The 18,538-nt window shown below is 42.4% G+C and carries 29 protein-coding genes; 3 read left to right on the top strand and 26 right to left on the bottom strand.

The features are described from left to right. Positions 1–186: 186 nt before the first annotated feature. The gene (locus NLP_RS10910; protein ID WP_104906421.1) at positions 187–2,214 is read left to right on the top strand and encodes a hypothetical protein; all 2,028 of its coding nucleotides are present in this window, start codon (positions 187–189) and stop codon (positions 2,212–2,214) included. A gap of 98 nt (positions 2,215–2,312) precedes the next feature. Then, positions 2,313–3,050: a type I restriction enzyme HsdR N-terminal domain-containing protein gene (locus tag NLP_RS10905; protein ID WP_104906420.1), complete on the top strand. Its 738-nt coding sequence runs from the start codon at positions 2,313–2,315 to the stop codon at positions 3,048–3,050. 52 nt (positions 3,051–3,102) lie between these two features. Here NLP_RS10905 and NLP_RS10900 read toward each other — a convergent pair whose 3' ends face one another. Together NLP_RS10900 and NLP_RS10895 are read right to left on the bottom strand one after the other, a co-directional pair. Further along, the gene (locus tag NLP_RS10900) at positions 3,103–3,561 is read right to left on the bottom strand and encodes a DUF29 domain-containing protein (RefSeq protein ID WP_104906419.1); all 459 of its coding nucleotides are present in this window, start codon (positions 3,559–3,561) and stop codon (positions 3,103–3,105) included. A gap of 203 nt (positions 3,562–3,764) precedes the next feature. Then, complete coding sequence (locus NLP_RS10895) at positions 3,765–4,127, bottom strand: helix-turn-helix domain-containing protein (protein WP_104906418.1); 363 nt, start codon at positions 4,125–4,127, stop codon at positions 3,765–3,767. Between the two features lie 240 nt (positions 4,128–4,367). Between NLP_RS10895 and NLP_RS10890 the strand changes: the two genes are divergently transcribed. Continuing rightward, complete coding sequence (locus NLP_RS10890) at positions 4,368–4,814, top strand: hypothetical protein (RefSeq protein WP_104906417.1); 447 nt, start codon at positions 4,368–4,370, stop codon at positions 4,812–4,814. A gap of 10 nt (positions 4,815–4,824) precedes the next feature. Here NLP_RS10890 and prfA read toward each other — a convergent pair whose 3' ends face one another. The 24 genes from prfA to rplP form a co-directional block, all read right to left on the bottom strand. Further along, positions 4,825–5,922: a peptide chain release factor 1 gene (prfA, locus tag NLP_RS10885; protein WP_104906416.1), complete on the bottom strand. Its 1,098-nt coding sequence runs from the start codon at positions 5,920–5,922 to the stop codon at positions 4,825–4,827. A gap of 103 nt (positions 5,923–6,025) precedes the next feature. Next, positions 6,026–6,268, bottom strand: a complete 243-nt coding sequence (gene rpmE, locus NLP_RS10880) for a 50S ribosomal protein L31 (protein ID WP_069070756.1) — start codon at positions 6,266–6,268, stop codon at positions 6,026–6,028. An 88-nt stretch (positions 6,269–6,356) separates the two neighbouring features. After that, positions 6,357–6,773 carry a 30S ribosomal protein S9 gene (rpsI, locus tag NLP_RS10875; RefSeq protein ID WP_104906415.1) on the bottom strand — a complete coding sequence of 139 codons (417 nt, stop codon included), beginning with the start codon at positions 6,771–6,773 and terminating at the stop codon, positions 6,357–6,359. After that, positions 6,773–7,234: a 50S ribosomal protein L13 gene (gene rplM, locus NLP_RS10870; RefSeq protein ID WP_104906414.1), complete on the bottom strand. Its 462-nt coding sequence runs from the start codon at positions 7,232–7,234 to the stop codon at positions 6,773–6,775. The genes rpsI and rplM overlap by 1 nt, the downstream gene beginning before the upstream one ends. A gap of 97 nt (positions 7,235–7,331) precedes the next feature. After that, positions 7,332–8,180: a tRNA pseudouridine(38-40) synthase TruA gene (gene truA, locus NLP_RS10865; RefSeq protein ID WP_104906413.1), complete on the bottom strand. Its 849-nt coding sequence runs from the start codon at positions 8,178–8,180 to the stop codon at positions 7,332–7,334. 116 nt (positions 8,181–8,296) lie between these two features. Continuing rightward, positions 8,297–8,647 (bottom strand): 50S ribosomal protein L17, encoded by a 351-nt coding sequence (gene rplQ / locus NLP_RS10860; RefSeq protein WP_094349105.1) that lies wholly within the window; start codon positions 8,645–8,647, stop codon positions 8,297–8,299. Positions 8,648–8,679: 32 nt separating this feature from the next. Then, on the bottom strand, positions 8,680–9,627 hold the full coding sequence (locus NLP_RS10855; protein WP_104906412.1) for a DNA-directed RNA polymerase subunit alpha: 948 nt from the start codon (positions 9,625–9,627) through the stop codon (positions 8,680–8,682). A 310-nt stretch (positions 9,628–9,937) separates the two neighbouring features. Then, positions 9,938–10,333, bottom strand: coding sequence for a 30S ribosomal protein S11 (rpsK, locus tag NLP_RS10850; RefSeq protein ID WP_012410703.1), 396 nt, complete (start codon positions 10,331–10,333; stop codon positions 9,938–9,940). Positions 10,334–10,387: 54 nt separating this feature from the next. Further along, the gene (gene rpsM / locus NLP_RS10845; RefSeq protein ID WP_104906411.1) at positions 10,388–10,768 is read right to left on the bottom strand and encodes a 30S ribosomal protein S13; all 381 of its coding nucleotides are present in this window, start codon (positions 10,766–10,768) and stop codon (positions 10,388–10,390) included. A 115-nt stretch (positions 10,769–10,883) separates the two neighbouring features. Continuing rightward, complete coding sequence (gene rpmJ, locus NLP_RS10840) at positions 10,884–10,997, bottom strand: 50S ribosomal protein L36 (RefSeq protein WP_015129703.1); 114 nt, start codon at positions 10,995–10,997, stop codon at positions 10,884–10,886. A 117-nt stretch (positions 10,998–11,114) separates the two neighbouring features. Continuing rightward, positions 11,115–11,339, bottom strand: coding sequence for a translation initiation factor IF-1 (infA, locus tag NLP_RS10835; protein ID WP_006276978.1), 225 nt, complete (start codon positions 11,337–11,339; stop codon positions 11,115–11,117). Positions 11,340–11,514: 175 nt separating this feature from the next. After that, positions 11,515–12,069: an adenylate kinase gene (locus NLP_RS10830; protein WP_199784797.1), complete on the bottom strand. Its 555-nt coding sequence runs from the start codon at positions 12,067–12,069 to the stop codon at positions 11,515–11,517. Between the two features lie 2 nt (positions 12,070–12,071). Next, positions 12,072–13,382 (bottom strand): preprotein translocase subunit SecY, encoded by a 1,311-nt coding sequence (gene secY / locus NLP_RS10825; RefSeq protein ID WP_104906409.1) that lies wholly within the window; start codon positions 13,380–13,382, stop codon positions 12,072–12,074. Between the two features lie 74 nt (positions 13,383–13,456). Continuing rightward, a complete protein-coding gene (rplO, locus tag NLP_RS10820) occupies positions 13,457–13,900 on the bottom strand; it encodes a 50S ribosomal protein L15 (protein ID WP_104906408.1) in 444 nt (147 codons plus the stop codon). 103 nt (positions 13,901–14,003) lie between these two features. Next, on the bottom strand, positions 14,004–14,531 hold the full coding sequence (gene rpsE, locus NLP_RS10815) for a 30S ribosomal protein S5 (protein ID WP_094328453.1): 528 nt from the start codon (positions 14,529–14,531) through the stop codon (positions 14,004–14,006). A 93-nt stretch (positions 14,532–14,624) separates the two neighbouring features. Next, positions 14,625–14,987 carry a 50S ribosomal protein L18 gene (rplR, locus tag NLP_RS10810; RefSeq protein ID WP_094349098.1) on the bottom strand — a complete coding sequence of 121 codons (363 nt, stop codon included), beginning with the start codon at positions 14,985–14,987 and terminating at the stop codon, positions 14,625–14,627. Between the two features lie 2 nt (positions 14,988–14,989). Continuing rightward, entirely contained in the window at positions 14,990–15,538 is a 549-nt protein-coding gene (rplF, locus tag NLP_RS10805; protein WP_104906407.1) for a 50S ribosomal protein L6, read from the bottom strand. A 142-nt stretch (positions 15,539–15,680) separates the two neighbouring features. Further along, entirely contained in the window at positions 15,681–16,082 is a 402-nt protein-coding gene (gene rpsH / locus NLP_RS10800) for a 30S ribosomal protein S8 (protein ID WP_104906406.1), read from the bottom strand. Positions 16,083–16,102: 20 nt separating this feature from the next. Further along, on the bottom strand, positions 16,103–16,651 hold the full coding sequence (gene rplE, locus NLP_RS10795; protein ID WP_104906405.1) for a 50S ribosomal protein L5: 549 nt from the start codon (positions 16,649–16,651) through the stop codon (positions 16,103–16,105). Between the two features lie 112 nt (positions 16,652–16,763). Continuing rightward, positions 16,764–17,117 (bottom strand): 50S ribosomal protein L24, encoded by a 354-nt coding sequence (gene rplX, locus NLP_RS10790; RefSeq protein ID WP_069070771.1) that lies wholly within the window; start codon positions 17,115–17,117, stop codon positions 16,764–16,766. Continuing rightward, a complete protein-coding gene (gene rplN, locus NLP_RS10785; RefSeq protein WP_012410715.1) occupies positions 17,117–17,485 on the bottom strand; it encodes a 50S ribosomal protein L14 in 369 nt (122 codons plus the stop codon). The genes rplX and rplN overlap by 1 nt, the downstream gene beginning before the upstream one ends. A gap of 46 nt (positions 17,486–17,531) precedes the next feature. Next, a complete protein-coding gene (gene rpsQ / locus NLP_RS10780; protein WP_094349093.1) occupies positions 17,532–17,780 on the bottom strand; it encodes a 30S ribosomal protein S17 in 249 nt (82 codons plus the stop codon). 6 nt (positions 17,781–17,786) lie between these two features. Beyond that, a complete protein-coding gene (rpmC, locus tag NLP_RS10775; protein WP_104906404.1) occupies positions 17,787–18,014 on the bottom strand; it encodes a 50S ribosomal protein L29 in 228 nt (75 codons plus the stop codon). A gap of 3 nt (positions 18,015–18,017) precedes the next feature. Continuing rightward, positions 18,018–18,443, bottom strand: coding sequence for a 50S ribosomal protein L16 (gene rplP, locus NLP_RS10770; RefSeq protein WP_012410718.1), 426 nt, complete (start codon positions 18,441–18,443; stop codon positions 18,018–18,020). Positions 18,444–18,538: the final 95 nt, after the last annotated feature.

Below are 18,538 nucleotides of genomic sequence, written 5' to 3'. Positions count from 1 at the left end.
GTTGTTATGTATTTCTACCAGAACCTCGAACTCAACCACAATTAGCGATCGCCTTGCTCATCACCCAGTAGCTAAAGGCTTATCAGAGACGGAGTTAGTAGTGTTATGAGGCCGTTGTTAGATATTTAACCATAATGGGCATACTGTAAATATCAAGTAAGTAAGCATAGAAACAGGGTAAACAGTATGTTGACGATAACGTGGCAAGAAGAAATTGCATCCTTGAAACAAAATTTGAACAAGGAAATAAATAAAATTTCAGGTTTTCCAAAGATTATTGTATTTAATCATATTTACATCAATAACCTGAAATCTAAGCTAGAACGATTAGAAGAAATCGAGAAAATCCTTAGTATAGATAAATATAATATTGTTTTCATAGGTACTATTGGACAAGGAAAGACTACAGCTATTTGTCATCTTTTTAACTTAATAAGTAACTTTAATGTTTCCAAGACTATTGCTGGTAAGCCTCGGAATGTAACCGAAACTAAAGAGTTATTATCAACAGGGGCGGGGAAAACTACTATCTGTGAAGTCATTATAAAAGCTGCGGAAAAAACTTATATAGAGATAGAGCCTTATACACTAGATGAGATGAAAAATATTATTTTCGAGTTCTGCGACTCTATTGCTAATAAAGATAATCCTCAGACAGATCAAAATATAACTATTTCTAAGGAAATTGAAAGGGCTATTAGAAATGTTATCAAAATGAAATTATACTATAAAACAATTTCTGATGGCGATAAAAAGAAAACAGAAATAATTGATCAAGCTAAGGAGGAGTATGATCAATTAGGATTAGTTGAACTCAAAAAGATTGCATTGAATAATGCAAACCTTGAATCTAGAACTACGAATAGAATTGAATGTGATAATCATAATAATGAGCGAGAGTGGATAAAAAACACCTTTGCTGCTATCAATACTGCTGAGTTCAATGAATTTGCTATTCCGAGAAAAATATATCTTTATGTAAGTTATGATGTTTTATCTGGCTCAAACTTGTCTCAGTTCGATTCAGTTGTTGATACCAAAGGACTTGATGAGAACCCAATTCGTCAAGACTTGCAGAAATATATTGAAAGTCAGGATACCATCTGTCTCTTTGTAACTTCCTTCAAGGATGCTCCTGAAGCTAATATTCGCAAATTAATAGGTTATCACCTTACATCTAAATCCAAAGACTTTCATCATAGATTTGTAACTTTGGTATTGCCTTACAAAAAGGAACCTGAAAAAGTGAATGGATGTGATGAAAGTTGGGATTTAGGAATTCAAATTAGAAAAAAGGAAATTCAAGATACATTCAGAAATTCAAACTTAGATTTCTTCCTAGAAAATATTTTATTCTATGATGCGTTGAGGTACTATCGTGATGATATAGTCAAACTAAATACTGACATTTACAGTGAAGAAGATGTACAGGCAGATAAAAATGAATTCATCGAAACTATAGCGGGTGTCGTAGAACGTAGACGAAATATTTTATTGGACGAAATCAAAGATATTACAGAAAGCTTTACGAGAATAAAAAATGGTGATGCGTTGACAGGACCAGAAATAAAGGCGATTGAAAATGCTATTCATAAAATAAAAGATTTACGGTATTTGAATAAAAGAGTACCTAGTTTTGTTTATAAAGATGAAGATCAAGGTTTCGTTGCCAAGTATGTTGAATACTATCGTACTCTTTATAAGGCATGGAATACTAAACACGCTATCCATCTAAACTTCGGTTACTATGAACCAAGGAATATAGACATATATTATGATATGAGGGTTTTTGCTGAAGGAATAAATGAAGATGAAATGTTGAAAAAATTTACCAAGCAAGCAAAGCAAGAACTAGAAAATATCCTTAATGAGCTTACATCTGCAAATGAGTATTTAAAAACATTTATTCCTGAATTAGTTATACAATACAACTCATTCTATGACGATTTTATAAGTAAAGTAGGGGTAGAAATTCAAGACGAAGCTATAAGGAAACTATCACCTCAAAAAGAAGATTATAGATTCTGGACGGCTCTAATTGAGGAAAAGGGTAAGGTAAGACCTCCAGGTATAACCTATACAGATAACGTATGCAAGACATTGAAGCACGAACTTGAGACTGAGCAAAGCTTAAACATATTTTTAGAGATTAAAGCAGGACAATATTGGGCAGAATTAGTTACTAAAATATTAAGTTTTTTTGGGGAAAAATAGGTGTGAAGTAGTTTTCGATTATTGGATGATAAATACAAAGGGACGCAATTTTATTGTGTCCCTATAACCATTTTATAACTAAATAAAACTTACTATTTATGACTAGCTTAACTGAAGAAGTATCCAGAACACTAAATATATACAAGAGAAAATATATAGAATATACAAAATGCTTGGTTAGGGATAAGGAAATTATTATTGATGGAAGACCAGAAGAAAAAGTTAGACAATTATTTATCTACTTTTTGGTAAATAAAAGTGGTTTATTTCCAAATAAAATTGATATTAAAGTAGAATCAGATCATCATGATATAGAATTATATAAAATCGTAAAAAATAAATATTTTAAACCATATTGCCCTCCACTAATGATTGTAGAAGTGAAGCGAGAAGAAGAAAACTTGCGTAATCACGAGAAGCAGATTGAAAAATATCTAAAAAATTCTTGTTCAGAAATTGGTATTTTATATAATTATCATCAAATCATTGCATACACCAACAAAAATGCAGTATTTACAAGTAATAATCTCAATAGTCTTACAGATATACCACCTTTAATTTTGCAAAGCTCTAATAATATAGAGAATGACATACTAGACTTTGAAAAAGCTGTAAATGGAAGTTTTGATAGCTTTAATTACCTTACTAATAAGTATGGGAAATATGCTTTAAACACAATAACTTTTAGACTTAAAAGTGAACAATTACCTATAGCAGGATGTTTCTTCAGATTTAAAGATAACAAGATGTACTACGATATATATGGTAAATATGCTAAAAAGCAACAAAGCTTTAATTACCAAGATTTTGAAAAGCTAGTCTCTATTAAGTATTGACAAATATAACCTGTCTCCAAATAACAAATAAGCGTAAGAAAAATGGTAGTAATTATCCTTCCCAGTCTTGATGAGTATCGCACAGAAAATTGTCTGCGATCGCATCATCAAATAAATAGGGGCAATGCTCTGGAAAAGTTCGTAATGGTAAGTTAGTTTCTCGTAGTGCCAAATCGACACCTGCTTCAAAACCATCTAACAAGACTTCTTCTATTCGAGACTTTAAGCTAGGGTTCTGTCGCAAATTTCTGTGGATAGCGCGACGCTGTTCTCGAATTGTTAAAAACCAACTGCGAGAGCGTTGTTCGGGTTGATACTCCCACTTCAATAGATGACCGATTAATACACTTAGACAACTCACTAGTTCCTGATACTCCTGTCTCCCCAAAGCTTGAATTTCCTCTTGCAGGTGTTGCCAGTCTAGTTCCATAACTAGCCTCTGCTCTAACGCTTTAGCCTGCTGCTGTGTCCAGCCATAGAAGTCTTGATCGTATAAAAAAGGTTTATCCATAGAGTTGAGAAACGAGAGCTATAGCGCTTCTGGGTTGAGTCCAATACAGACCTAACCCCCAGCCCCTTCCCTTCTAGCGTTGGGGAGTAAAGTTCAAAGCCTCTCTCCTTTTAGGAGAGAGGTTTGGAGAGAGGTCAGAGTGTATTGCATACAAACGAGAAACGTTATATTTTAATGATTTCAATTCAATTCTGAACAAATATTCAACTAGCCTTCGCTTCATCCCCGGATGCTTCAGCCACAGCCGCCAATCTATCTGCCGCAGCTTGGACAATTTGAGCCACTTGGGCCAAAGGCATGTGCTGGATTTGTCTCAGAATCAGACTTAAATCTGAGGTTTCTGGAATTGGCTTGCCATCTATGCAGCTGATTAACTCTTCCATTGTGTAGCCTGCTTTCGATGCAATTTGAGCCAAATTTTCTGTATCTGGCACCTTCACACCTTTTTCCCACATCTGAACGGCAGTTGCAGATACTCCCAAAAGCTTACCAAACGCTCGCTGACTCATTGAACCGCGAGCTAGTTTAATGATTTCAATCAGTTTTTGTTTGCTTTCGATCTTCACTGCTTATGTAGCTAGCCAACTTTATTTACAAGTCTACTTTTAATATTACAAGTTTACTTTTATATTGACAGCCTTATGTTTTAGTACTACACTATATCTCTGGTTGTAAAACGGCAACTACAGGCATCAAGCTAGTAGGCTAACCCATCTATCTTTAATCAACCCAAAAAACTTAGTTTGCTACTGGGCTTGTGCTAGTAGCTCAATTTTGCTGCGAAGAAATAATATCGAAGGTGCATCATGTTTCACAAGCTACGCAAACTTAATCAATATCGCCGCAAAGGTAAAAACCTTATAGCCACTAATAAAATTAAACCAGAACAGTGGCACATTTCGGAGGCTGAAGCGAAAGAAGCCTTAAAAGTTAAAGGCTACGACGTTAAGCAAATCAAAAAAATCCACCGTCTGAAGCATCAAGTGTGTATTTCCTACTGGGATGCAAAAGGTAACGTGTGCAGCAGCTTTTTTAGCTACCGGATTTTTTCGCGTTGGCAAAAGGAAGTAGAAAAGTTAATTTATACCTGCCAAACTCTGAAGGAATGGGCAAGGCTAAATTACCTTATGAAGTACGAATTTGCCTATTACCATTATCCCAGTGAAATAGAAGATGCACTCGACGCGATATCAGAAAACCACCTGTATGTGTTAAAAGCAACAGTCCAAGAAGTGGTTTTACAGAGTATCTAAACGCAAAAATTTAGTTAGCGGCAGCAGTCGCTAACTCCGCGAGACGTTCCTGTTGATCTAAAGATATACAAGATTGGATCAGTGTTTCTAAATCACCATCCAAAACAGGGTTAAGGGAATAATTCTGACCTAAGCGGTGATCGGTAGCGCGGTTATCTTTATAATTATAGGTGCGAATTTTTTCCGATCGCGATCCAGTACCAACCTGCGATCGCCGCATGGAAGTTACAACTGCTTGTTGTTCGCTTAACTTGATTTCATACAACTTCGCCCGCAGAATTTGCATTGCCCGTTCTTTGTTTTGCAACTGGCTGCGTTCTTCTGTACAGAAAATGCGTATTCCTGTTGGTTTGTGCATCAAGTCAACGGCTGTTTCCACCTTGTTAACGTTCTGTCCACCAGCACCGCCAGAACGAGCTGTAGTCATTTCAATATCTTTCGGATCAATGTGAATTTCCACATCATCCACCTCTGGCATAATCGCCACGGTAGCTGTGGAAGTATGAACCCGTCCCCCAGATTCAGTTGCCGGCACGCGCTGCACACGATGTACTCCAGCTTCAAACTTTAACTGGCTGTAAACGTCATTACCTTTAATTTCGAGAATGACCTCTTTCCAGCCACCCATTTCTCCACGAGATTCGCTCACTAGAGAAACTTTCCAACCTTGAGTCTGGGCATAGCGGGTGTACATCTGCATCAAATCGCCAGCCCAAATACTTGCTTCATCGCCACCAGTACCTGCGCGAATTTCCAACATGATATTCTTTTCATCATTGGGATCGCGTGGTAGCAGTAAGACCTTCAAGCGAGACTCTAAGTTTTCTATTTTTTCCTCAAGTTCTTTTACTTCCAGTGCCGCCATTTCTTGCAACTCTGGGTCACTGGCAGATTCTTTGTAAACCTGACGCGCTCCGGTCAAGTCTTCTTGGGCTGCTTTCCAAATTTCATAAGTATCAACTACCTCTTCCAAAGAAGAACGAGACTTAGCAATTTCTTGATACTCATCAGGATTGCTAGCGGTATCAGGGTCGCCAAGACGACGTGTTAATTCATTAAAAGTTTGTTCAACGGATTTTAGTTTATCCAGTAAGTATGATTCAGCCATGACCAGTGCGATCGCTCCTTAAAAAATAACAAATTGGCTCGAGCATATAAATGAAAATCGACCCAGCTGATGCAGGGCCGTCGTTAACAGCAGAGCCAACTCGCTACTTTTTGTCTTGTTCGTCGCCAGATGTTTGAGTGCTGCTCATACCGTACTTACGGAGGAAGCGCTCTACTCGACCCTCAGTGTCAATAATCTTCTGAGTACCGGTGTAAAAGGGGTGATTCCCAGACCAAACATCTACGTGCAATTCTGGCTTGGTAGAGCCAATGGTCATAACAACTTGACCGTTGCAGTAAACTTTAGCATCTGGATACCACTTGGGGTGAATATCAGCTTTAGCCATTGTTCTTTTTGTGATGAATCTATATAAATTATAACTTTCAGCCTTCAGTTGAAGCTAGGGAGTGGGGAGATGCCCCATGCCCAATTCCTTAACGCTTAGAGTACTGAGGCGCTTTCCGAGCTTTATGTAAACCATATTTCTTCCGCTCTTTTGCTCTGGGATCGCGAGTCAAATAACCTTCGGTTTTCAAAGGTGGGCGGTTGTCTGGGTCTAGTTGGCATAAAGCACGAGCAACTCCCAAACGAACAGAATCAGCCTGTCCGGTCAAGCCGCCGCCTTCTGCTTTCACCAAAATGTCATATTCGTTTTCTAGTCCCAGAGTTTCCAGGGGTGCTTTGATCACTCCCAGATAGTTGGGGTTAAATTGGAAATACAAGGTTCCATCTTTACCGTTCACAATCAGTTGACCGGTGCCTGGAACCAAGCGTACCCTTGCTACTGCGTTCTTACGACGACCAGTACCCCAGTATACGGCGCGACCGCTATTAGCATCTGCTACTACCATTAATTTTCTTCTCCAGGAATTGTATTAACTTTTAGTTCTTTAGGTTTTTGAGCATCGTGGGGATGCGTAGGCCCAGCGTAAACCTTCAGCTTGGTGAACAACTGCTTACCGAGGCTATTTTTAGGTAGCATACCTTTAACAGCTTGTTCTAAAATCCGTTCTGGTATGCGGTCTTGCAGTTTAGCGAAAGTTTCGGTTTTCATCCCACCAGGACGACCAGAATGGCGGCGGTAAAGCTTTTGTGTGCGCTTTTTGCCTGTGACTGCTACTTTTTCGGCATTGATGACGATTACGAAGTCACCTGTATCTAGATGGGGTGTATATTCGGGTTTCTTTTTGCCTCTCAATACCTGAGCGATTTCACTAGCGAGGCGACCGAGGCGTTTATCGGCGGCATCTACTATGTACCACTCACGCTCAAGGGACGCTTGAGAAGGAAGGTATGTTTTAACTGTTGTCATTTGTCATTTGTCCTTTGTCATTTTTAATTTGTCATTAGTCGTCTTTTGTCATTTGTCCTTTGTCAGTTGTCTTTTGTTATTCACTAATGACCAATGACTAAAAACCAATGACTAATGACTCTTGACTAGTGACGAACTTTGGCAAGGTGTCGTACCAAATCTCTTTTGGAAAGGGAAAATCGGGATAGCCGACTCGCAACAAGCACAAGCCTTGAGGCGGTGCGGCGTATTTCACTTCTTCCCGGCGTTGTTCTTTCCAGAGTTGGGTGAAGCTAGAAAGTGTTCGTTGTCCAGAACCTACTTCTACCAGCATCCCTACCAACAGCCGTACCATGCCATACAAAAATCCATCTGCCTGTATTTCAATATGGATAAATGGCCCACTGCGACGGCACTCTGCTGCTTGCACCTCTACCCAGGAATGCGATCGCTTTGAGCCTGCACGATGAAAAGCAGCTAAGTGATGCTTTCCCAACAGAGGTTTCAAGGCAGCTTGAATTAAAGATTCATCCAGGGGTGCATAATAATAATGCCAACTGAAGGGTCTTACAAACAAGTTAAGTCGATCTTCAGTATATATTGTGTAGCGATACCGTCGATAGGCTGCACTAAAACGAGCGTGCCAACGGTTATCTACACTAGCTGAAGCCCTGATTAATATATCTGGCGGCAGGTAGCTATTTAGGATTGTTGCCCACTTGTGAGGCGGAATTAAACCTGTAGCTTCAAAATGGGCTACTTGAGCGGCAGCGTGAACTCCTGAATCAGTTCGCCCAGCACCGTGTAATGTCACATGATGCCCAAGAATAGTAGCGATCGCAATTTCGATCTCTTCTTGGACTGTCCGGTGTTTTTTTTGCCGTTGCCAGCCATGAAAATGAGTGCCTAGGTATTGGATTACCAAGGCTACTCGATGAGTTTGTGTAGGCTGGTGGCTTTCTAACATACAGATTTTGTCCTTTGTCATTTGTTTTTTGTCATTTGTCCTTTGTCAGTTGTCCTTTGTTATTCACTAATGACCAATGACTAATGACTAATGACCAATAACCAATGACCAATGACTTAAACCAATTCAATTATGGCCATTTTTGCATTATCACCCCGACGCGGTACGGTACGTAGGATGCGGGTATAACCGCCCTGGCGATCGCCGTATCGAGTTGGAGCTTGCTCAAATAGAGCGTGAACCAGTTGTTTGTCGAAGATATAGCCAAGAGCTTCCCGACGTGCTGACAAGGAACCATTTTTGGCTAGGGTAATCATTTTTTCCACTTCACTTCGGAGAACTTTCGCTCTAATTAAAGTGGTGGTGATCTTACCATGACGGATCAGCTCGGTGGCGAGCGATCGCAGTAAAGCACGGCGTTGATCGGCTGGTTTACTGAGTTTTTTGACGCGACAACGGTGACGCATAATTATGCACTATGAATTATGAACGGTTTTTTTTAAGGGTGTTTAGAGCCTCTTTCCATTGGCAGGGTGATGCCCAAGCGTCGCTGCAAAGCTTCCACGACTTCTTCTGCTGACTTCTGCCCAAAGTTCTTAATTTCTAAGAGGTCTTCTTGGGTATAATCCAACAAATCTGCCACAGAGTTAACTTGTGCCCGTTTGAGACAGTTATATGCCCGCACAGAAAGTTGCAACTCTTCGATGGGTATCTGGGCAGTTGGGTCGTCTGGAATATCCGAACCTGTGTCTGTTGGTTCTAGGGAGATGTCTTTCAACGGGTTGAATAAATCTACCAAGATCGCAGCGGCCGAAGATAATGCTTCCTGGGGGGAAATACTGCCATTTGTCCAAACTTCCAACAGTAGTCGGTCTTTTGGAATCAAGCCTTCCCCACGAGATTCTTCAACACTGTAGTTGACTTTTCGCACTGGCATAAATATTGAGTCGATTTGGAGAAAATCCAAAGATGTGGCTTCCTCACGTCCTCGCTCTACCGTGCGATAGCCTTTGCCTTTCTCGATCCGAAATTCCATTTCCAGCTTTCCACCCTCAGCGATTGTGGCTACATACTGGGTCGGATCTATGATCTCTACTTCACTGGGCAAATCAAAATGCGCCGCAGTGATTGTTGCAGGGCCGCTAACGAGTAATCTACCAATTTGAGGCTGCGAAGAATAGTTTTTCAGGATAACTTCCTTCATTCTCATGAGGATTTCCAATACATCTTCCCGCACGCCTGGAACTGTAGCAAATTCGTGTGAAACGCCCGCAATTCGCACTGCTGTGACTGCTGTACCTTCTAGGTTGGACAGTAAAACCCGCCGCAGTGCGTTGCCAACAGTTGTTCCTTGACCGCGTTCTAGAGGTTCCAGAACAAATTTACTGTAATGGTTCCGACTTTCGTCAGTATTCGACTCTACACATTCAATTTGAAACTGCGCCACGGATGAGCCTCCCTTTTTCTAAGGTGCTGCTAGCAGACAAATCAATTGCCTCCAGAATTGAATTTATGTCCTGTAGATTATAGGTATATCAAACTATTAGTATAAAGTTACGGTATAGTTTGACACTCCCATTGAGCTTGCAGGTGCTAATAATATTTTGGGTAGCCCGAAGTTTAACAGCTTTCCCGGCGGGGAAATCTGACGTGCTTCTGGTCGCCCAAGCTTTCACCTAATGACAGTTTGCACGTTAGACGCTCAAGCGGTCATTACTGGCTGTAACTTTTCGTCCTCACTGCCCAAGTCTTGGTATTTAAACTCGACGGCGCTTGGGTGGACGACAACCATTGTGAGGAATCGGGGTAATATCCCGAATCAGTGTAATTTCCAGTCCTGCTCCTTGAAGTGCCCGGATAGCGGTTTCTCTACCTGCTCCTGGACCACTGACCATTACTTCAATTTGGCGCATTCCTTGATCAATAGCTCGACGGGCTGCACTTTCAGCAGCGGTTTGTGCTGCAAAGGGAGTTCCCTTTTTTGCTCCCTTAAAACCGCTAGAACCAGCACTAGCCCAGGAGATGACATCTCCATTTTGATCGGTAATGGTGACAATGCTATTGTTGAAAGTAGATTGGATGTAGGCCATCCCACTGGGTACATTCCGTTTCTGCTTCTTGCTCCCGGATTTTTTAGTTGGTTGTCTCGCCATACTTGTTTAGTTGATTTAAGGTAAAACTTGCTCGGATTAGCAAGCGTTGCAAAATTATTTCCCTGGAGCCTTCTTCTTCCCAGCCACTGTCTGCCTTCTGCCTCGACGGGTTCTAGCATTGGTGCGAGTTCTTTGTCCTCTGACTGGTAAGCCCATGCGATGACGACGACCTCTGTAGGTACCAATGTCAACTAAGCGCTTGATGTTCAAAGACTCCAAGCGCCGCAAGTCGCCTTCAACTTGATAGTTGGTTTCTATTTCCCCTCGTAGGGCTGTCACATCGGCATCACTTAAGTCCTTAACGCGAGTATCTGGGTTCACACCAGTAGCCGCTATAATTTCTTGAGAACGTGATAAACCAATTCCGTAAATGTAAGTCAGACCGATCTCGACGCGCTTATCGCGTGGAAGGTCTACTCCGGCAATACGTGCCACAATGAACTCTCCCTATTGTTATCGCAATTACTGTTGGTTGGAAAAACGTGATTAATCGCGTCTTTTCGTTTTAATGATGATATGCGTGTTACAACTGGCTCTGTTGGTAAGAGTGTTATCCTTGACGTTGCTTGTGCTTGGGGTTCACGCAAATCACCATAACGCGACCACGACGTTTGATTACGTTACACTTTTCACAAATTTTCTTGACTGAGGCTCTAACTTTCATGCCTTTTATTTTTTGACTCCAAATATAAAATTATAGCATTTCTAGGGAAATTAATCCAGTTTAATGACTAATAAACAGTCAAAAAAATGGTTTTATGGTAAAATTCTCTACATATACTTACTTCTTTCGTAGTCGATAGGTAATTCTGCCTTTGGTCAAGTCGTAGGGGGTCAACTCCACCTTGACGCGATCGCCGGGCAAAATCTTGATATAATTTCGGCGAATCTTGCCGGAAATGTGTGCCAACACGTTAAAGCCATTGTCCAAGTCAACGCGAAACATCGCATTGGGCAAGGACTCTGTAACCGTGCCTTCCATTTCAATCAAATCTTGCTTAGACAATTTGTTTTTTCCTCAACTCAACAATTTCGTGTTCAGTTGCAGCGCTTCATCTGCAAAAAAACACATTTTAAGAAATATATCAACAGTTTATTAATATATCTTAGCTAAAATTGATCTTTTTCTTTTTCTTGGGAGTGGGGAGTAGGGAATTCTCTACTCCTTATTCCCCTTCTTTTCAGGAAGCGATTACCTTTTGTAGTTCACCAGTGACATCTTCTTGGGGCTGATTGCCATTGACTGTTAGGAGTTTTTTGCGATCGCCGTAATAATCAATTAAAGGTGCAGTTTCAGCGCGGTACACTTCTAAACGACGACGAATCACCTCTTCGGTATCATCTTTTCGTCCTCTAGCTAGCAAACGCGCGATCACAACTTCGTCTGGTGCATCTAAATTGACTACCCTTTCGCCACCTTGATGTATTGCTTCCAGTAACTTCTCCAGAAAAGCTGCTTGGGTCACTTTTCGGGGAAAGCCATCAAGAATCCAACCATTTTTGGCATCTGGTTGATCGAGGCGCTCCTGTACCAAGTCCTGCACTAGCTGGTCGGGTACTAACTCGCCGCTATCAACATAACTTTGAGCCTTAATTCCTAAAGGAGTTTGCTCTTTCATGGCTTGTCTTAATATTTCACCAGTAGAAATATGGGGAATATTCAAGTGTTCAGCCAAGGTATAAGCTTGTGTTCCTTTACCCGCTCCAGGTGGCCCCAAGAAGATTAGTCGCGTCACTATTATTTCACCATTCCTTCATAGCGCTGAGATATGACATAAGTTTGGACTTGTTTGGCTGTCTCAATTGCTACACCAACTAAAATTAACAACGAGGTTGCACCTATTCCGCGGAAAGTTTTCACATTCAAAGCGCTTTCCACAGCTGTGGGGATAATCGCAACGAAGCCCAAAAAGATCGCACCCAAAAAAGTTAGTCGGTTGGAAACGCGTTCGATATATTCGCTAGTTGCCTTGCCGGGACGAATTCCAGGAATACTAGAACCCATTTTCTTCAAGTTCTGCGCCACGTCTACTGGGTTGAGAATCAACGAAGAATAGAAGTAGCTGAAGAAAACAATGGAAATCATGTAGACCAAAGCATAGACCCAAGAGCTAGAACCGCTTGGACTCAAATAAGTGTTAACTATATTCGCCAAATCAGCATTTTTAGTAAAATTGGCGATTAGCAGTGGCAAACTGAGGATGGCAGCAGCAAAAATAATTGGCATTACGCCGCCTTGATTTAGCCGCAGGGGCAGATAACTACGCTGCTCGGCCAAAACTCGCCGACCTACTTGGCGACGAGCCGAAATAATAGGGATGCGGCGCATTCCTTCCTGCACAATCACAATACCAACAATTGTTGCTAGGAAAACTAAGATCAGGACGATCACCCGACCCACTGCTTCTCGACCGCCGACTTGCACCAAGTCGATAGTATCGCCTAAAGCTTTTGGTAATGAGGCAACAATGTTGACAAAAATTAACAATGATGCTCCGTTGCCAATGCCCCGTTCTGTAATCAGTTCTGATGCCCACATGACGAACATAGAACCAGCAGTCAGAGCGATCGCAGTTTCAGCGACAAATATCGGCCCTGGCTTTAGGGCGAATTGCTGGAGGAATAATGCCGAAAAAGCTGTACTTTGTAGAATTGCCCAACCTACAGTTACATAGCGGGTAATTTGCGATATTTTTCGCCGACCGGCTTCCCCTTCATTTTTCTGTAAATTTTCTAAAGATGGAATCGCCGCGGTGAGCAATTGGATGATAATAGACGCATTAATGAAGGGCAAAATTCCTAAAGCAAAGACTCCCAAAGTCGAAAGTCCTCGCCCGGAAAATATATCCAATAAGCCAAATATGGAATTGCTGCCCGATATGGCTTCGGCAAATCTCGGTCTATCAATCCCTGGTACCGGTAAGAAGATACCCAGGCGAACCAAAATCAAAATACCGACAGTGACAAGCAGCCTACCTCTGAGGCCAGCTGCCTGTGCCATCTGCATAAAAGTTTCTTGAGCCGTTGGGGCTTTATCTCGACTGATCATAGAGTGCTACCTTTATAGTGAACCAAGCACTGGCAGCGAGTTGGCTTGCATTTAAGTGCGCTGTTCCGGCTCACTCATAAGACTTCACAACTACCACCAGCTGCCTCAATTTTGCTACGAGCTGAACCTGTGAAAGCTGCCGCTTGTACTTTAAGCGGAATGCTCAATTCCCCGTTACCTAAAATTTTCAATGGCCCTTTGACAGCAGTCAGGATACCTGCGGCTTTCAATGAGGTCAAAGTTACTTCCGTATTCGCGGGAAGGGAGGCTAGCTTCTCTACATTAATCGTAGTGTAAATCTTCTGATTAACAATCGGAAAGCCCTTCAGCTTAGGTAAGCGGCGGTACAATGGCTGTTGACCACCTTCAAAACCTGGTCGTGTACCACTACCAGAACGAGATTTTTGACCCCGCATACCTAGACCAGCACTGGCACCTTGACCGGCAGAAATACCTCTAGCTACACGCTTCTTGCGTTTCTTTGAGCCTTTTTGCGGCTTAACATCATGGAGTCTCATAAGTTATCAAGTTCTCATTTGTCGTTTGTCATTTGTCGTTTGTCATTTGTCATTTGTCCTTTGTTATTCACTAATGACTAATGACCAATGACTAATGACTAAATTAGATGTAGAGATTTTGAATAGGAATACCGCGATCTTCGGCGACTTCAGAAAGGGTACGCAGTGTAGATAAGGCGTTAACTGCGGCTCTAGCATTATTGAGCGGATTGTTGGAGCCTAGTTGCTTGGCTAAGACATTACGAACTCCTGCTAATTCCAACACAGTTCGCACTGCGCCACCAGCAATTACCCCAGTACCCGGTGAGGCTGGACGCATAATCACTTTTGCACCGCCACCGACACCATCAATGGGATGGGGGATGGAGTTGGATTTGGTGATTGGGATATCAATGAGGTGTTTTTTGCCGTCGGCTACGCCTTTTTTAACAGCGCCAATTACATCTGAGGCTTTGCCTACTCCGACTCCAACTTGACCGCGTTCGTTGCCCACGACAACGATCGCTCGGAAGCTAAGTTTTTTACCACCTTTGACCACTTTACTCACGCGGCGGATTTGGATCACCCGCTCTTGCCAAGTGGTTTCTTCTTTTTTGGCACGTTTTGTTCTACTTTTACGCTCTGTTGCCATAATTTATGCTCTGGTGAACGTCATTTGTCAGTTGTCATTTGTCATTTGTCCTTTGTCATTTGTCCAATAACTAATGACTAATGACCAATGACTTTAGAAATCTAAACCAGCTTCACGTGCTGCATCAGCTAGTGCTTTGACACGACCATGATATAAGTTCCCACCGCGATCAAAGACTACTTTGGTGATGCCTTTTTCTAGCGATCGCACTGCGATCAGCTTACCAACTTGTACCGATGCATCGCGGTTTGCACATGACGCTAAACTAGATTTCAACTCTGGTTCTACAGTCGATGCTGCCACGATGGTTTGATGCTGAGTATCATCAATCAGCTGGGCATAAATATGCTCATTAGAACGAAATACCGCTAAACGCGGACGTTCTGGGGAGCCAATTACTTTGCCACGAACGCGTCGATGACGACGGTTTTTTGATTCTCTACGAGTAAGTTTCATTTCTACTTCTTACCACCCTTACCAGTCTTACCAGCTTTCCGTCTGACCACTTCACCGGCATAGCGGATGCCTTTACCTTTGTAAGGTTCTGGTGGACGAACGGCACGAATTTTGGCGGCTGTGTTACCTACAATTTCTTTGTCATAGCCACTGACAATGACGTTAGTGGTACCTTCTACAGCAAACTGAATCCCTTCTGGTGGTTCAATTTGCACCTGATGGCTGTAACCCATATTTAAAACTAGGTTACGCCCTTGAAGTTGTGCCCTGTAACCAACACCTTGAATTTCCAAACGGCGCTGAAAACCTTGGGAAACTCCCTCGACCATGTTGGCAACTAAAGTGCGGCTCAAGCCGTGTAGCTGCTTTGATGTCCGAGTTTCATCCCGACGATTTACGTGTAAAATTTCTCCCTCTTGAGAGAGTGAGACATTATCTCTGAGAGTGCGAGAAAGTTCTCCTTTCGGGCCTTTCACCACAATATTCGTACCATCGATCGCCACTTGAACTTTGGCGGGAATAGTAATTGGACGTTTACCAATACGAGACATTACTTTTTGTCCTTTGTTATTTGCCCTTTGCCTTTTGTTATTTGTCTTTTGTCCCTTGTCCTTTGTCCTTTGTCTTTCACTAATAACAAATGACTAATGACCAATGACCAATGACTAATGACAAATGACTAATGACCAATGACTACCAAACGTAACAAAGCACTTCACCACCCAAGTTCTGACGACGCGCTTCGCGGTCAGTCATAATCCCACTAGATGTAGAAATAATGGCAATGCCAATGCCGCCTAGTACTCTTGGTAATTCTTTTCTATTGGAGTAAACACGCAAGCCTGGCTTACTCACTCGCTTTAAGGCGGTGATTAGAGGCTGACGATTCTTACCTTTATATTTCAGGGAAATCACTAGGTTGTGTTTTACCCCTTCTTCTGCTTCTTCGATTTCAGCAATAAAGCCTTCCTCCCGTAGCACTTTGGCAATGCTCCGAGTCAATTTTGTCGCTGGCACTTGTGTAGTTTGATGCCGCGCCAGGTTGGCATTGCGGATGCGCGTCAGCATATCTGCAATTGTGTCGTTAGCCGCCATCGTTCCCTCTATAGATGAACTTATTGATCGCGAAAGGGCATTCCTAATTCTTTAAGTAAGGCGCGTCCCTCTTCGTCGTTTTTTGCTGTGGTGATGATGGAAATATCCATCCCACGCACTTGATCGATGCTGTCGTATTCGACTTCTGGAAAAATTAGCTGTTCTCTCACACCTAGAGTGTAGTTACCGCGTCCGTCAAAGCTTTTAGGGCTAACGCCGCGAAAATCTCGAATTCTGGGTAGTGACAGGCTAACTAACCGATCGAAAAAGGCATACATCCGTTCGGCTCTGAGAGTTACCATGATCCCCACAGGCATCCCTTGACGAATCTTAAAGCCAGCGATCGCCTTTTTCGCCCGTGTCACCACTGGTTTTTGACCTGTTACCACAGCAATTTCGTTAATGGATGCCTCTAGGGACTTCGCATTTTGAGCTGCTTCACCCAAACCTCGGTTAATTGTAACCTTTACCAACTTCGGTACTTGATGAACGTTGGTGTATTGAAACTGATTAATCAGTTTGGGGACGATCGTCTCTTGATATAAGGTTTTGAGTCTTGTTGTCGCCATAATTTTTTTGTCCTGATATCCCTGGGCTTGGTCAGGGAACTTTTATTGTCCTTTGTCTTTTGTTATTTGTCTTTTTACTAATAACTAATGACCAATGACCAATGACTAATGACTATTTATCCAGAATTTCGCCAGTTTTTTTAAGTTTTCTGACTTTTTTGCCTTCTGAGGTAAAGGTATAACCAACACGACTGGCAACGTTTTGCTTGGTGGAATAGAGCATCACGTTAGAGCTATGAATCGGGAATTCTTGGGTAATAATTCGCCCTGATTCCCCTTCTTGCTGGGGTTTTACGTGCTTAGTTTTAATGTTGACACCTTTGACGATGACTTTACTCAGTTGGGGAAGTGCCTGAGTAATTTCACCAACCTTTCCTTTGTCTTTACCAGCAATCACTTGTACGGTGTCGCCAGTTTTGACGTGCATTTTGTGGAATACTTTGGGCGTACCCTGTTTGGTTGCCATTAAAGCACCTCCGGAGCCAGAGAAACAATTTTAGTAAAGTTTTTATCGCGCAGTTCCCGTGCAACTGGGCCAAAAACCCGTGTGCCTCTGGGATTACCGTCTTTGTTGATGATTACAGCTGCATTATCATCAAAGCGAATACTCATGCCGCTGTCACGACTTACAGCTTTCCGAGTCCTGACAATTACTGCTTCCACAACATCAGACTTTTTTACAGCCATGTTGGGTGTAGCATCTTTGACAACTGCGATAATTTTATCACCGATAAAACCATAACGACGGTTGCCTCCGCCTAAGACGCGGATGCACATTAGTTTGCGGGCGCCGCTATTATCTGCGACATTCAAGTAAGTCTGGGGTTGAATCACAATTATTCTCCCTTGTAATGTTATTAGTTCTTAACAACGATGAGGTTTAAGTAGGCTTGACGTTTAGGACTTCTGTGATTTTCCAGCGCTTGGTTTTACTCAGGGGTCTAGTTTCCTGAATGCGAACGCGATCGCCTACTTTACACTGATTTTCTTCGTCGTGAACCTTATATCGTTGGGTGTTAACCACAATCTTGCCGTACTTGGGGTGAGGAGCGCGGTTTTCTATGGCGACTACCACAGTTTTTTGCATTTTATCGCTCACTACCAAGCCAACTCGTTCTTTAACTGCCATATTCTCCTACTTTTTTTCTTTAGCCGATTGACTTGCTGCCCGTTTGCGTTCTGTTTCTAGCGTCAGTAATTGGGCTAGGCGGTGTCGCATTTGTCGAAACTGGTGGGGCTTTTCTAGTTGTCTGGTGGCTTTTTGCAAGCGCAACTGAAATAGTTGTCTTTTGATCGCGACAATTTCATCAGAGAGCTTCTCGTCACTTAATTCTCTAGCTTCTGAAATCTTGGGAAGAGGCATAAGCTACTCCTGCTCCTGTGGTTGAGAGCGCACAATAAACTTGGTTTTGATGGGCAGTTTAAATGAAGCCAAACGCATCGCTTCACGGGCGATTTCTTCAGAAACTCCACCGATTTCAAACAAAATTCGTCCTGGTTTGACTACAGCTACCCAAAACTCTGGATTACCTTTACCGGAACCCATCCGGGTTTCAGCAGGACGCATGGTTACAGGTTTATCAGGGAAAATCCGAATCCAGATTTGTCCACCCCGACGAATATAACGAGTCATTGCCCGACGGGAAGCCTCGATTTGACGCGAGGTAATCCAAGCAGGTTCTTGCGCTTGGAGTGCAAAATCACCGAAGTTAAGGGTACTACCACGGGTGGCTAGTCCCTCCATCCGTCCGCGCTGTTGTTTGCGGAATTTAGTTCTTCTAGGGCTTAACATGATTGGCTACTGGGTACTAGGTAATGGGGATTAGGGATTGGGAATTAGGGATTGGGGATTGAGAATTTTTACCCAGTCCCCAGTCCCCAGTCCCC

This window comes from Nostoc sp. 'Lobaria pulmonaria (5183) cyanobiont' (assembly GCF_002949795.1).
Classification (GTDB): Bacteria; Cyanobacteriota; Cyanobacteriia; order Cyanobacteriales; family Nostocaceae; genus Nostoc.
Note: the sequence above shows the minus strand (reverse complement) of the source record. Positions and strands in the feature narration are given on the sequence as shown.